This is a genomic window from Escherichia sp. MOD1-EC6842, from assembly GCF_002965705.1.
GTDB classification, from domain to species: Bacteria; Pseudomonadota; Gammaproteobacteria; order Enterobacterales; family Enterobacteriaceae; genus Escherichia; species Escherichia ruysiae.
Genome location: NZ_PTRF01000020.1, coordinates 1 through 13,341, shown reverse-complemented (window position 1 = coordinate 13,341; position 13,341 = coordinate 1). Strand labels below are relative to the sequence as shown.

The 13,341-nt window shown below is 53.0% G+C and carries 13 protein-coding genes; 10 read left to right on the top strand and 3 right to left on the bottom strand.

Features of this window, described 5'->3' with window-relative positions:
- Positions 1-30 precede the first annotated feature (30 nt).
- The 4 genes from tatA to tatD are packed head-to-tail and all read left to right on the top strand — an operon-like array spanning position 31 to position 2,416.
- The gene (gene tatA, locus A7Z29_RS19385) at positions 31-300 is read left to right on the top strand and encodes a Sec-independent protein translocase subunit TatA (RefSeq protein WP_001295260.1); all 270 of its coding nucleotides are present in this window, start codon (positions 31-33) and stop codon (positions 298-300) included.
- Positions 301-303: 3 nt separating this feature from the next.
- On the top strand, positions 304-819 hold the full coding sequence (gene tatB, locus A7Z29_RS19380; RefSeq protein WP_105290661.1) for a Sec-independent protein translocase protein TatB: 516 nt from the start codon (positions 304-306) through the stop codon (positions 817-819).
- Between the two features lie 2 nt (positions 820-821).
- Positions 822-1,592 carry a Sec-independent protein translocase subunit TatC gene (gene tatC, locus A7Z29_RS19375; RefSeq protein ID WP_000109945.1) on the top strand — a complete coding sequence of 257 codons (771 nt, stop codon included), beginning with the start codon at positions 822-824 and terminating at the stop codon, positions 1,590-1,592.
- A 41-nt stretch (positions 1,593-1,633) separates the two neighbouring features.
- Positions 1,634-2,416 (top strand): 3'-5' ssDNA/RNA exonuclease TatD, encoded by a 783-nt coding sequence (gene tatD, locus A7Z29_RS19370; protein ID WP_024212574.1) that lies wholly within the window; start codon positions 1,634-1,636, stop codon positions 2,414-2,416.
- Here the strand turns inward: tatD and rfaH are convergent.
- Positions 2,413-2,901: a transcription/translation regulatory transformer protein RfaH gene (gene rfaH, locus A7Z29_RS19365; RefSeq protein ID WP_001192393.1), complete on the bottom strand. Its 489-nt coding sequence runs from the start codon at positions 2,899-2,901 to the stop codon at positions 2,413-2,415. The two genes, tatD and rfaH, sit on opposite strands and share 4 nt — an antisense overlap.
- Positions 2,902-3,067: 166 nt before the next feature.
- Here rfaH and ubiD point away from each other — a divergent pair, with 166 nt between their 5' ends.
- Positions 3,068-4,561, top strand: coding sequence for a 4-hydroxy-3-polyprenylbenzoate decarboxylase (gene ubiD, locus A7Z29_RS19360; RefSeq protein ID WP_000339815.1), 1,494 nt, complete (start codon positions 3,068-3,070; stop codon positions 4,559-4,561).
- Between the two features lie 45 nt (positions 4,562-4,606).
- Positions 4,607-5,308: an NAD(P)H-flavin reductase gene (gene fre, locus A7Z29_RS19355; protein ID WP_000209826.1), complete on the top strand. Its 702-nt coding sequence runs from the start codon at positions 4,607-4,609 to the stop codon at positions 5,306-5,308.
- Between the two features lie 182 nt (positions 5,309-5,490).
- Here the strand turns inward: fre and fadA are convergent, their stop codons facing one another.
- Together fadA and fadB are read right to left on the bottom strand one after the other, a co-directional pair.
- Positions 5,491-6,654 carry an acetyl-CoA C-acyltransferase FadA gene (gene fadA / locus A7Z29_RS19350; protein ID WP_000438749.1) on the bottom strand — a complete coding sequence of 388 codons (1,164 nt, stop codon included), beginning with the start codon at positions 6,652-6,654 and terminating at the stop codon, positions 5,491-5,493.
- Between the two features lie 9 nt (positions 6,655-6,663).
- The gene (gene fadB / locus A7Z29_RS19345) at positions 6,664-8,853 is read right to left on the bottom strand and encodes a fatty acid oxidation complex subunit alpha FadB (protein WP_105290660.1); all 2,190 of its coding nucleotides are present in this window, start codon (positions 8,851-8,853) and stop codon (positions 6,664-6,666) included.
- A 189-nt stretch (positions 8,854-9,042) separates the two neighbouring features.
- Here fadB and pepQ point away from each other — a divergent pair, with 189 nt between their 5' ends.
- The 4 genes from pepQ to hemG are packed head-to-tail and all read left to right on the top strand — an operon-like array spanning position 9,043 to position 13,035.
- Positions 9,043-10,374, top strand: coding sequence for a Xaa-Pro dipeptidase (gene pepQ / locus A7Z29_RS19340; RefSeq protein WP_000444561.1), 1,332 nt, complete (start codon positions 9,043-9,045; stop codon positions 10,372-10,374).
- Complete coding sequence (locus tag A7Z29_RS19335; RefSeq protein ID WP_001353706.1) at positions 10,374-10,988, top strand: IMPACT family protein; 615 nt, start codon at positions 10,374-10,376, stop codon at positions 10,986-10,988. The genes pepQ and A7Z29_RS19335 overlap by 1 nt, the downstream gene beginning before the upstream one ends.
- 38 nt (positions 10,989-11,026) lie before the next feature.
- Complete coding sequence (trkH, locus tag A7Z29_RS19330; protein WP_000545681.1) at positions 11,027-12,478, top strand: Trk system potassium transporter TrkH; 1,452 nt, start codon at positions 11,027-11,029, stop codon at positions 12,476-12,478.
- 11 nt (positions 12,479-12,489) lie between these two features.
- Entirely contained in the window at positions 12,490-13,035 is a 546-nt protein-coding gene (gene hemG / locus A7Z29_RS19325; RefSeq protein WP_000853955.1) for a menaquinone-dependent protoporphyrinogen IX dehydrogenase, read from the top strand.
- Positions 13,036-13,341 lie beyond the last annotated feature (306 nt).

Here is a 13,341-nt window from a genome sequence, read left to right as displayed (position 1 = left end):
TTAATCATCATCTACCACAGAGGAACATGTATGGGTGGTATCAGTATTTGGCAGTTATTGATTATTGCCGTCATCGTTGTACTGCTTTTTGGCACCAAAAAGCTCGGCTCCATCGGTTCCGATCTTGGTGCGTCGATCAAAGGCTTTAAAAAAGCAATGAGCGATGATGAACCAAAGCAGGATAAAACCAGTCAGGATGCTGATTTTACTGCGAAAACTATCGCCGATAAGCAGGCGGATACGAATCAGGAACAGGCTAAAACAGAAGACGCAAAGCGCCACGATAAAGAGCAGGTGTAATCCGTGTTTGATATCGGTTTTAGCGAACTGCTATTGGTGTTCATCATCGGCCTCGTCGTTCTGGGGCCGCAACGACTGCCTGTGGCGGTAAAAACGGTAGCGGGCTGGATTCGCGCGTTGCGTTCACTGGCGACAACGGTGCAGAACGAACTGACTCAGGAGTTAAAACTCCAGGAGTTTCAGGACAGCCTGAAAAAGGTTGAAAAGGCAAGCCTGACCAACCTGACGCCTGAACTGAAAGCGTCAATGGATGAACTGCGCCAGGCTGCGGAATCGATGAAGCGTTCCTATGTTGCAAACGATCCTGAAAAGGCGAGCGATGAAGCGCACACCATCCATAACCCGGTGGTGAAAGATAATGAAGCTGCGCATGAGGGAGTAACCCCTGCCTCTGCACAAACGCAGGCCAGTTCGCCGGAACAGAAGCCAGAAACCACGCCAGAGCCGGTGGTAAAACCTGCTGCGGACGTTGAACCAAAAACCGCTGCACCTTCCCCTTCGTCGAGTGATAAACCGTAAACATGTCTGTAGAAGATACTCAACCGCTTATCACGCATCTGATTGAGCTGCGTAAGCGTCTGCTGAACTGCATTATCGCGGTGATCGTGATATTTCTGTGCCTGGTCTATTTCGCCAATGATATCTATCACCTGGTATCCGCGCCGTTGATCAAGCAATTGCCGCAAGGTTCAACGATGATCGCCACCGATGTGGCCTCGCCGTTCTTTACGCCGATCAAGCTGACTTTTATGGTGTCGCTGATTCTGTCAGCGCCGGTGATTCTCTATCAGGTGTGGGCGTTTATCGCCCCGGCGTTGTATAAGCACGAACGTCGCCTGGTGGTGCCCCTGCTGGTTTCCAGCTCTCTGCTGTTTTATATCGGCATGGCGTTCGCTTACTTCGTGGTCTTTCCGCTGGCATTTGGCTTCCTCGCCAATACTGCGCCGGAAGGGGTACAGGTATCCACCGACATCGCCAGCTACTTAAGCTTCGTTATGGCGTTGTTTATGGCATTTGGTGTTTCGTTTGAAGTGCCGGTTGCCATTGTGCTGCTGTGCTGGATGGGGATCACCTCGCCAGAAGACTTACGCAAAAAACGCCCGTATGTGCTGGTTGGCGCATTCGTCGTCGGGATGCTGCTGACGCCGCCGGATGTCTTCTCGCAAACGCTGTTGGCGATTCCGATGTACTGCCTGTTTGAAATCGGTGTCTTCTTCTCACGCTTTTATGTTGGTAAAGGCCGAAACCGGGAAGAAGAAAACGACGCTGAAAGCGAAAAAACTGAAGAATAAATTCAACCGCCCGTCAGGGCGGTTGTCATATGGAGTGCAGGATGTTTGATATCGGCGTTAATTTGACCAGTTCACAATTTGCGAAAGATCGTGATGATGTTGTAGAGCGCGCTTTTGGCGCGGGAGTTGATGGGCTACTTATCACCGGTACTAACCTGCGAGAAAGCCAGCAGGCGCAAAAACTGGCGCGTCAGTATCCGCACTGTTGGTCAACGGCGGGCGTGCATCCTCATGACAGCAGCCAGTGGCAAGCTGCGACCGAAGAAGCGATTATTGAGCTGGCCGCGCTGCCAGAAGTGGTGGCAATTGGTGAGTGTGGGCTCGACTTTAACCGCAACTTTTCTACGCCGGAAGAGCAGGAACGTGCTTTTGTTGCCCAGCTACGTATTGCCGCAGAATTAAACATGCCGGTATTTATGCACTGTCGCGATGCCCACGAGCGGTTTATGACATTGCTGGAGCCGTGGCTGGATAAACTTCCTGGTGCGGTTCTTCATTGCTTTACCGGCACACGCGAAGAGATGCAGGCGTGCGTGGCGCGTGGAATTTATATCGGCATTACAGGTTGGGTTTGCGATGAACGACGAGGGCAGGAATTGCGTGATCTGTTGCCACTTATTCCTGCGGAGAAATTGCTGATCGAAACCGATGCGCCGTATTTGCTCCCGCGCGATCTCACGCCAAAGCCATCGTCACGGCGTAACGAGCCTGCGTATCTGCCCCATATTCTGCAACGTATTGCATACTGGCGAGGGGAGGATGCTGCGTGGCTGGCGGCTACCACAGATGCGAATGTCAAAACACTGTTTGGGATTGCGTTCTAGAGTTTGCGGAACTCGGTGTTCTTCACGCTGTGCTTAATTTCTTTATTGATAAGATTAAGCAATAGCATGGAGCGTGCCTCGCCGTCAGGCTCGGTGAAAATGGCCTGAAAACCTTCGAATGCGCCTTCGGTAATAATCACCTTATCACCTGGGTATGGTGTTGCCGGATCGACAATGTTTTCCGGTTTATACACCGACAGCTGATGAATCACTGCCGATGGGACTATCGCTGGCGATGCACCAAAGCGCACGAAGTGGCTGACGCCACGTGTAGCGTTGATGGTAGTGGTATGAATCACTTCTGGATCAAATTCCACAAACAGGTAGTTGGGGAACAACGGCTCACTGACTGCGGTACGTTTGCCACGCACGATTTTTTCCAGGGTGATCATCGGCGCCAGGCAATTAACGGCCTGTCTTTCGAGGTGTTCCTGGGCACGTTGAAGTTGCCCGCGCTTGCAGTACAGTAAATACCAGGATTGCATAATGACTCTTATCCGTTTAATCGGGGCGCAAGAATAGCAAAAGCGATGCGTTAAGTTAATTATATTCCCCGGTTTGCGTTATAGCGCCTGAGTTCACGCTAATTTAACAAATTTACAGCATCGCGAAGATGAACGCCGTATAATGGGCGCAGATTAAGAGGCTACAATGGACGCCATGAAATATAACGATTTACGCGACTTCTTGACGCTGCTTGAACAGCAGGGTGAGCTAAAACGTATCACGCTCCCGGTGGATCCGCATCTGGAAATCACTGAAATTGCTGACCGCACTTTGCGCGCCGGTGGGCCTGCGCTGTTGTTCGAAAACCCTAAAGGGTACTCAATGCCGGTGCTGTGTAACCTGTTCGGTACGCCTAAGCGTGTAGCGATGGGCATGGGGCAGGAAGATGTTTCGGCGCTGCGTGAAGTCGGTAAATTATTGGCGTTTCTGAAAGAGCCGGAGCCGCCAAAAGGTTTCCGCGACCTGTTTGATAAGCTGCCGCAGTTTAAGCAGGTGTTGAACATGCCAACGAAACGGTTACGTGGTGCGCCTTGTCAGCAAAAAATCGTCTCCGGCGAGGATGTCGATCTTAACCGTATTCCCATTATGACCTGCTGGCCGGAAGATGCCGCTCCGCTGATTACCTGGGGGTTGACCGTAACGCGTGGCCCGCACAAAGAGCGGCAGAATCTGGGTATTTATCGTCAACAGTTGATTGGTAAAAATAAACTGATTATGCGCTGGTTGTCGCATCGCGGCGGTGCGCTGGATTTCCAGGAGTGGTGTGCGGCGCATCCGGGTGAACGTTTCCCGGTTTCTGTGGCGCTGGGTGCTGATCCCGCTACTATTCTCGGTGCAGTCACCCCCGTTCCGGATACACTTTCAGAGTATGCGTTTGCCGGATTGCTGCGCGGCACCAAGACCGAAGTGGTGAAGTGTATCTCCAATGACCTTGAAGTGCCCGCCAGTGCGGAAATTGTGCTGGAAGGGTATATCGAACAAGGCGAAACGGCGCCAGAAGGGCCGTATGGCGACCACACCGGTTACTATAACGAAGTCGATAGTTTCCCGGTATTTACCGTGACGCATATTACTCAGCGTGAAGATGCGATTTACCACTCCACCTATACTGGTCGCCCGCCGGATGAACCTGCGGTACTGGGCGTGGCGTTGAACGAAGTGTTCGTGCCGATTCTGCAAAAACAATTCCCGGAAATTGTCGATTTCTACCTTCCGCCGGAAGGTTGCTCTTATCGTCTGGCGGTCGTGACGATCAAAAAGCAATACGCCGGGCACGCGAAGCGCGTCATGATGGGCGTCTGGTCGTTTTTACGCCAGTTTATGTACACCAAATTTGTGATCGTTTGCGATGATGATGTCAACGCACGCGACTGGAACGATGTGATTTGGGCGATTACTACCCGTATGGACCCAGCGCGGGATACGGTGCTGGTTGAAAACACGCCCATTGATTATCTGGATTTTGCCTCGCCTGTTTCCGGGCTGGGTTCAAAAATGGGGCTGGATGCCACGAATAAATGGCCAGGGGAAACCCAGCGCGAGTGGGGGCGTCCTATCAAAAAAGATCCGGACGTTGTCGCGCGTATTGACGCAATCTGGGATGAGCTGGCTATTTTTAACAACGGTAAAAGCGCCTGAGGCGCGTTTGTATTGCCCTATTTATCGATCCGACAGAGAAAGCGCATGACAACCTTAAGCTGTAAAGTGACCTCGGTAGAAGCTATCACGGATACTGTATATCGTGTCCGAATCGTGCCAGACGCGGCCTTTTCTTTTCGTGCTGGTCAGTATTTGATGGTAGTGATGGATGAGCGCGACAAACGTCCGTTCTCAATGGCCTCGACGCCGGATGAAAAAGGTTTCATTGAGCTGCATATTGGCGCTTCTGAAATCAACCTTTACGCGAAAGCAGTCATGGATCGCATTCTTAAAGATCATCAAATCGTGGTCGATATTCCGCACGGTGAGGCATGGCTGCGCGATGATGAAGAACGACCAATGATTCTGATTGCGGGCGGCACCGGTTTCTCTTATGCGCGCTCGATTTTGCTGACGGCGCTGGCGCGTAATCCCAATCGTGATATCACCATTTACTGGGGCGGGCGTGAAGAGCAGCATCTTTATGATCTCTGCGAGCTTGAGGCGCTTTCGCTTAAGCATCCAGGTTTGCAAGTGGTGCCGGTGGTTGAACAACCGGAAGCGGGCTGGCGTGGGCGTACTGGCACAGTGTTAACGGCGGTATTGCAGGATCACGGTACGCTGGCAGAGCATGATATCTACATTGCCGGACGTTTTGAGATGGCGAAAATAGCCCGTGACCTGTTTTGCAGTGAGCGTAATGCGCGGGAAGATCGCCTGTTTGGCGATGCGTTTGCGTTTATCTAAGCCATAAAAAACCCGCCCCTGACAGGCGGGAAGAACGGCAACTAAAACTTTATCAGTGGCATTTAGATCTATGTCGCATCCGGCAAACAGTGCCTGATGCGACGCTGTCGCGTCTTATCAGACCTACAATTGGTGCTGGAACGGTAGACCGGATAAGGCGTCACGCCGCATCCGGCAAGTGTTTAAACCCGCTCAAACACCGTCGCAATACCCTGACCCAGACCGATACACATCGTCGCCAGACCAAACTGGACGTCTTTGCGTTCCATCAGATTCAGCAGCGTGGTACTGATACGCGCACCGGAACAACCCAGCGGATGACCCAGCGCGATCGCGCCACCGTTGAGGTTGATCTTCTCGTCAATCTGTTCCATCAGTCCCAGATCTTTAATACACGGCAGGATCTGCGCGGCAAAGGCTTCGTTCATTTCAAACACGCCGATGTCGCTGGCAGAAAGCCCCGCTTTTTTCAACGCCAGCTTAGAGGCCGGAACCGGGCCGTAACCCATAATCGACGGATCACAACCAACAACCGCCATCGAACGCACACGGGCGCGCGGCTTAAGACCTAATTCACGGGCGCGGCTTTCACTCATTACCAGCATGGCAGCTGCGCCATCGGAGAGCGCAGAAGATGTACCCGCCGTTACCGTACCGCTGACTGGATCAAACGCCGGACGCAGCGTGGCGAGGGCTTCCACGGTAGTTTCCGGTCGAATCACTTCGTCATAATTAAACTGCTTCAGGACGCCGTCGGCATCGTGACCACCGGTCGGGATGATTTCATTTTTAAATGCCCCCGACTGCGTGGCGGCCCAGGCGCGAGCGTGTGATCGCGCGGCAAAGGCATCCTGCATTTCACGGCTGATACCGTGCATACGCGCCAGCATTTCTGCCGTTAAGCCCATCATGCCCGCCGCTTTGGCGACATTGCGGCTCAGGCCGGGGTGAAAATCGACGCCGTGACTCATCGGCACATGGCCCATATGCTCCACGCCGCCAACCAGACATGCCTGCGCATCGCCGGTCATGATCATTCGTGCTGCGTCATGCAGTGCCTGCATGGATGAACCACACAAGCGATTGACGGTAACTGCCGGGACAGAGTGCGGCACTTCTGCCAACAGCGCCGCGTTACGGGCGATATTAAAACCCTGCTCCAGCGTTTGCTGCACACAGCCCCAGTAAATATCATCGAGAGCAGCCGCTTCCAGCGCCGGATTACGCGCCAGCAGGCTACGCATTAAATGAGCGGAGAGATCTTCCGCACGCACGTTACGAAAAGCACCGCCCTTCGAACGGCCCATCGGGGTGCGAATTGCATCGACAATGACAACCTGTTCCATTGTGACTCCTTAAGCCGTTTTCAGGTCGCCAACCGGACGGGCTGGCTCAACCGGGGGATAGTACGGTTCGTTATGACGTGCTTTATTACGCAGACCTTCCGGCACTTCATACAGCGGGCCGAGGTGCTGATATTGCTGTGCCATATCGAGGTATTTCGCGCTGCCGAGGGTGTCCAGCCAGCGGAACGCGCCGCCGTGGAACGGAGGGAAGCCCAGGCCGTAGACCAGCGCCATATCCGCTTCTGCCGGAGTGGCGATAATGCCCTCTTCCAGACAGCGCACCACTTCGTTGACCATCGGGATCATCATGCGGGCGATAATCTCTTCCTCACTGAAATCGCGCTTCGGCTGGCTGACTTCTGCCAGCAGGTCGTCAACGGCGGCGTCTTCTTCTTTCTTCGGCTTACCTTTGCTGTCTTCTTTATAACGCCAGAAACCGAGGCCGTTCTTCTGACCAAAGCGGTTGGCATCAAACAGCGCGTCGATGGCATCGCGATAATCTTTCTGCATCCGCTGCGGGAAGCCTGCTGCCATCACGGCCTGAGCGTGGTACGCGGTATCAACCCCCACGACATCCAGCAGGTATGCCGGACCCATTGGCCAGCCGAACTGTTTTTCCATCACTTTGTCGATTTTGCGGAAGTCCGCGCCGTCGCGTAGCAACTGGCTGAATCCGGCGAAGTAGGGGAACAGTACGCGGTTAACGAAGAAGCCGGGGCAGTCGTTCACCACAATCGGCGTCTTGCCCATCTTGCTCGCCCAGGCGACGACTTTCGCGATGGTTTCGTCGGAGCTTTTCTCACCACGAATAATTTCCACCAACGGCATCCGGTGCACCGGGTTAAAGAAGTGCATCCCGCAGAAGTTTTCCGGGCGTTCCAGCGCATTGGCCAGTTCGCTGATAGGAATGGTTGAAGTATTAGAAGCCAGCACGGTATCCGGGCGAACTTTCTGCTCGGTTTCTGCCAGCACGGCTTTTTTCACTTTCGGGTTTTCAACAACCGCTTCTACCACAACATCCACACGGTCAAACCCGGCGTAGTCGAGCGTTGGGTGAATTGTGGAGATCACGCCAGCCAGTTTCAGACCATCGATCTTGCCGCGCTCAAGCTGCTTGTTCAGCAGTTTCGCGGCTTCGGTCATGCCGAGGGTTAACGACTTGTCGTTGATATCTTTCATGACAACCGGCACGCCCTTCCACGCGGACTGGTAAGCGATACCGCCGCCCATAATGCCTGCGCCCAGCACGGCGGCCTGTTTCGGGGTTTCAACGTCTTTGGTGAGTTTCTTCGCTTTGCTTTTTACATATTGATCGTTAAGGAAAATGCCGACCAGTGCGCGAGCTTCGTTGGTGTGCGCCAGCGGGACAAAACTTTTGTTTTCCAGGTTTAAGGCTTCTTCACGACCAAAACGGGCCGCCGCTTCAATAGTTTTTACTGCGGTGATGGGCGCGGGGTAATGTTTCCCTGCTGTTTGTGCGACCATCCCTTTAGCGATGGTGAAGCTCATGGTGGCTTCAATCTTGCTCAGTTTTAGCGGTTCCAGCTTCGGTTGACGTTTCGCTTTCCAGTCGAGGTCGCCGTTAATGGCCTGGCGTAAAATCGCCATTGCGCCTTCAAGTAGTTTTTCTGCTTTGACTACGCCATCCACCAGACCGATTTTCAGCGCCTGATCCGCGCCGACATCTTTACCGGCGGCAATGATTTCCAGCGCACTGTCAGCGCCCAGCATACGTGGCATACGCACGGAGCCGCCAAAGCCCGGCATGATGCCCAGTTTGGTTTCCGGCAGACCGATACGCAGATCCGGCGTCGCCAGACGATAATCGGTTGCCAGCACGCATTCGCAGCCACCGCCCAGCGCATAGCCGTTGACGGCAGCAATGGTCGGCACCGGCAGATCTTCCAGGCGATTAAACACGCTATTGGCAAAGTGCAGCCACTGGCTTAACTGTTCTTCGGGAACGAGGAACAGGGACAAAAATTCGGTGATATCAGCACCGACGATAAAGGCTGCTTTGTTCGAACGCAGCAGCAGCCCTTTTAAATCTGATTGCTGTTCCAGCACACCGATGGCCTCGCCAAGGCTGGCGACGGTCGCAGTGTCGAGTTTATTAACTGAGCCTGGGGCATCAAATACCAGTTCGGCAATGCCATCTTCCAGCCAGTCAAGGTACAGGGTGTCGCCTTTGTAAAGCATGTCAGTCTCCTGAATCCGCAAGGTGATCTGGTCGTACCAGATGAAACGAAGTGTGTATTTTGTGTTAAAAATATGCAAACAAAAGATTAAAGAAATGCCAATTCGATCACGCTCGGCAGAAATCACGCTCTGTATTAACGTTGTGCTAAGATGCGGAGACTTAAGGTCAAAAAAACAGAAGGGTAAAAAATGGAATCACTGGCCTCGCTCTATAAAAATCATATAGCTACCTTACAGGAACGGACTCGCGATGCGCTGGCGCGTTTCAAGCTGGATGCATTACTTATTCACTCCGGCGAGCTATTCAACGTTTTTCTCGACGATCATCCCTATCCGTTTAAAGTGAACCCGCAATTCAAAGCGTGGGTGCCGGTAACTCAGGTGCCAAACTGCTGGCTGCTGGTGGATGGCGTGAACAAGCCGAAACTGTGGTTTTATCTGCCGGTTGATTACTGGCACAACGTCGAACCGCTGCCGACCTCTTTCTGGACTGAGGATGTGGAAGTGATCGCGCTGCCGAAAGCCGATGGCATTGGTAGCCTGCTGCCCGCTGCGCGCGGCAATATCGGTTATATCGGCCCTGTGCCGGAACGTGCGCTGCAACTGGGCATTGAGGCCAGTAACATTAACCCGAAAGGGGTTATCGACTACCTGCATTATTACCGCTCCTTTAAAACCGAGTACGAACTGGCCTGTATGCGTGAAGCGCAGAAAATGGCAGTCAACGGTCATCGCGCGGCAGAAGAAGCCTTCCGTTCTGGCATGAGCGAGTTCGATATCAATATTGCCTATCTGACTGCGACTGGTCATCGTGATACCGACGTGCCTTACAGCAACATTGTGGCGCTTAACGAACATGCTGCGGTGCTGCATTACACCAAACTGGATCATCAGGCGCCGGAAGAGATGCGCAGCTTCCTGCTGGATGCCGGGGCAGAATATAACGGCTATGCGGCTGACCTGACCCGTACCTGGTCAGCAAAAAGCGACAACGACTATGCACAGCTGGTGAAAGACGTAAATGATGAACAACTGGCGCTGATCGCCACCATGAAAGCAGGCGTAAGCTATGTGGATTACCACATCCAGTTCCATCAGCGCATCGCCAAACTGCTGCGTAAACATCAAATCATCACCGATATGAGTGAAGAAGCGATGGTCGAAAACGATCTCACCGGACCGTTTATGCCGCACGGTATTGGCCATCCGCTTGGTCTGCAGGTGCATGACGTAGCCGGTTTTATGCAGGATGATAGCGGTACGCACCTCGCGGCACCGGCAAAATATCCGTACCTGCGTTGCACCCGTATTCTCCAGCCAGGCATGGTTTTAACCATCGAACCGGGTATCTACTTCATCGAATCGTTGCTGGCGCCGTGGCGTGAAGGGCAGTTCAGCAAACATTTCAACTGGCAGAAAATTGAAGCACTGAAACCGTTCGGCGGCATTCGTATCGAAGACAACGTGGTGATCCACGAAAACAACGTGGAAAACATGACCCGGGATCTGAAACTGGCGTGATGGAAAGCTGGTTAATTCCTGCGGCACCGGTCACGGTTGTTGAAGAGATCAAAAAGAGCCGCTTCATTACGCTGTTGGCACATACCGATGGCGTCGAGGCGGCGAAAGCGTTTGTTGAATCAGTAAGGGCAGAGCACCCCGATGCCCGCCACCATTGCGTGGCGTGGGTAGCTGGCGCACCGGATGATTCTCAACAACTGGGTTTCTCTGATGATGGAGAACCGGCAGGAACGGCAGGTAAACCGATGCTCGCCCAACTAATGGGCAGCGGCGTCGGGGAAATTACCGCTGTGGTGGTGCGCTACTACGGCGGCATCTTGCTGGGCACTGGTGGGTTAGTGAAAGCGTATGGCGGTGGCGTGAATCAGGCGCTGCGCCAGCTAACGACCCAACGCAAGACGCCATTAACCGAATATACTTTGCAATGTGAATATAGTCAGTTAACCGGCATTGAAGCGTTGCTGGGGCAGTGTGGCGGCAAAATTATCAACAGTGATTATCAGGCATTCGTTCTGCTGCGGGTGGCGCTTCCGGCGGCGAAAGTGGCTGAATTTTCCGCAAAGCTGGCGGATTTTAGCCGTGGTTCATTGCAATTGTTAGCGATTGAAGAATAATCCCCACTTCGTTTTGCAGAACTAAGGAAGCGGCAGAGATGCATTTTCGCGCCATTACCCGAATCGTTGGACTACTGGTCATCTTATTTTCAGGGACCATGATTATCCCTGGGCTGGTAGCACTCATCTACCGGGATGGGGCAGGCCGCGCTTTTACCCAGACCTTTTTTGTCGCCCTCGCCATTGGCTCTATGCTGTGGTGGCCGAACCGTAAAGAGAAGGGCGAACTGAAATCCCGCGAAGGGTTTCTGATTGTGGTGCTGTTCTGGACGGTGCTGGGTAGCGTCGGTGCGCTCCCTTTTATCTTCTCGGAAAGCCCGAACCTTACGATTACCGATGCGTTTTTTGAATCTTTCTCCGGCCTGACCACCACCGGGGCCACTACGCTGGTGGGGCTGGATTCACTCCCTCACGCTATCCTCTTTTATCGCCAGATGCTGCAATGGTTTGGCGGGATGGGGATCATCGTGCTGGCGGTAGCGATACTGCCTATCCTCGGCGTTGGTGGGATGCAGCTCTATCGCGCGGAAATGCCCGGCCCGCTGAAAGATAACAAAATGCGCCCGCGTATTGCGGAAACGGCGAAAACCTTGTGGCTGATTTATGTCTTGCTGACCGTCGCCTGTGCGCTGGCGCTGTGGTTTGCCGGAATGAATGCCTTTGATGCCATCGGACATAGCTTCGCTACAATCGCCATTGGTGGCTTCTCAACCCATGATGCCAGCGTTGGCTATTTCGACAGCCCGACGATTAACACCATCATTGCTATCTTCCTGCTGATCTCCGGCTGTAACTACGGTCTGCACTTTTCGCTGTTAAGTGGGCGCAGTCTGAAGGTTTATTGGCGCGATCCGGAATTTCGCATGTTTATCGGCGTACAGTTTACGCTGGTGGTTATTTGTACACTCGTTCTGTGGTTTCATAATGTCTACAGTTCGGCGCTGATGACGATTAACCAGGCATTTTTCCAGGTGGTGTCTATGGCGACGACTGCCGGATTTACGACAGACAGCATTGCCCGTTGGCCGCTCTTCTTGCCAGTACTGCTGTTATGCTCTGCTTTTATCGGTGGTTGCGCCGGGTCAACGGGCGGTGGCCTGAAAGTGATCCGCATCCTGCTGCTGTTCAAGCAGGGGAACCGTGAGCTGAAACGACTGGTGCATCCGAACGCCGTCTATAGCATTAAGCTGGGGAATCGCGCACTGCCGGAACGTATCCTCGAAGCCGTTTGGGGATTTTTCTCCGCCTATGCATTGGTGTTTATTGTCAGTATGCTGGCGATTATCGCCACGGGCGTGGATGACTTTTCTGCCTTTGCCTCGGTTGTTGCGACATTGAATAACCTGGGGCCAGGGCTTGGCGTGGTTGCTGATAACTTTACCAGTATGAACCCGGTGGCTAAATGGATCCTGATTGCCAACATGCTGTTTGGTCGTCTGGAGGTCTTTACATTGCTGGTGCTCTTTACCCCGACTTTCTGGCGTGAATGATGGAGTAATACGTGAAAACATTAATTCTTTTCTCAACAAGGGACGGACAAACGCGCGAGATTGCCTCCTACCTGGCTTCGGAATTGAAAGAACTGGGGATACAGGCGGATGTCGCTAATGTGCACCGCATTGAAGAGCCACAGTGGGAAAACTACGATCGCGTGGTTATTGGCGCTTCTATTCGCTACGGTCACTACCATTCTGCGTTCCAGGAATTTGTCAAAAAACATGCGACGCAGCTGAACTCGATGCCGAGCGCCTTTTACTCCGTGAATCTGGTGGCGCGCAAACCGGAGAAGCGTACTGTGCAGACCAATAGCTACGCGCGGAAGTTTCTGATGAACTCACAATGGCGTCCCGATCGCTGTGCAGTCATTGCCGGGGCGCTGCGTTATCCACGCTATCGTTGGTACGACCGCTTTATGATCAAGCTGATTATGAAGATGTCAGGCGGAGAAACGGATACGCGCAAAGAAGTTGTCTACACCGATTGGGAGCAAGTGGCGAATTTCGCCCGAGAAATCGCCCATTTAACCGACAAACCGACGCTGAAATAAGCATAAAGGATAAAAAACGCGCATTCGGAAAATTATTTTAAATTTCCTCTTGTCAGCTCAGAATAACTCCCTATAATGCGCCACCACTGACACGGAACAACGGCAAACACGCCGCCGGGTCAGAGGGATTCTCCTGAGAATCTCAACAGAGAAAAGCAAAAAATGCTTGACTCTGTAGCGGGAAAGCGTATTATGCACACCCCGCGCCGCTGAGAAAAAGCGAAGCGGCACTGCTCTTTAACAATTTATCAGACAATCTGTGTGGGCACTCGAAGATACGGATTCTTAACGTCGCAAGACGATAAA

Excerpts from the sequence above, each read along its gene's own strand:
- tatA (WP_001295260.1), top strand. The coding sequence starts at position 31 with ATGGGTGGTATCAGTATTTGGCAGTTATTGATTATTGCCGTCATCGTT.
- tatC (WP_000109945.1), top strand. The coding sequence starts at position 822 with ATGTCTGTAGAAGATACTCAACCGCTTATCACGCATCTGATTGAGCTG.
- tatD (WP_024212574.1), top strand. The coding sequence starts at position 1,634 with ATGTTTGATATCGGCGTTAATTTGACCAGTTCACAATTTGCGAAAGAT.
- rfaH (WP_001192393.1), bottom strand. The coding sequence starts at position 2,901 with ATGCAATCCTGGTATTTACTGTACTGCAAGCGCGGGCAACTTCAACGT.
- ubiD (WP_000339815.1), top strand. The coding sequence starts at position 3,068 with ATGGACGCCATGAAATATAACGATTTACGCGACTTCTTGACGCTGCTT.
- fre (WP_000209826.1), top strand. The coding sequence starts at position 4,607 with ATGACAACCTTAAGCTGTAAAGTGACCTCGGTAGAAGCTATCACGGAT.
- fadA (WP_000438749.1), bottom strand. The coding sequence starts at position 6,654 with ATGGAACAGGTTGTCATTGTCGATGCAATTCGCACCCCGATGGGCCGT.
- fadB (WP_105290660.1), bottom strand. The coding sequence starts at position 8,853 with ATGCTTTACAAAGGCGACACCCTGTACCTTGACTGGCTGGAAGATGGC.
- pepQ (WP_000444561.1), top strand. The coding sequence starts at position 9,043 with ATGGAATCACTGGCCTCGCTCTATAAAAATCATATAGCTACCTTACAG.
- A7Z29_RS19335 (WP_001353706.1), top strand. The coding sequence starts at position 10,374 with ATGGAAAGCTGGTTAATTCCTGCGGCACCGGTCACGGTTGTTGAAGAG.
- trkH (WP_000545681.1), top strand. The coding sequence starts at position 11,027 with ATGCATTTTCGCGCCATTACCCGAATCGTTGGACTACTGGTCATCTTA.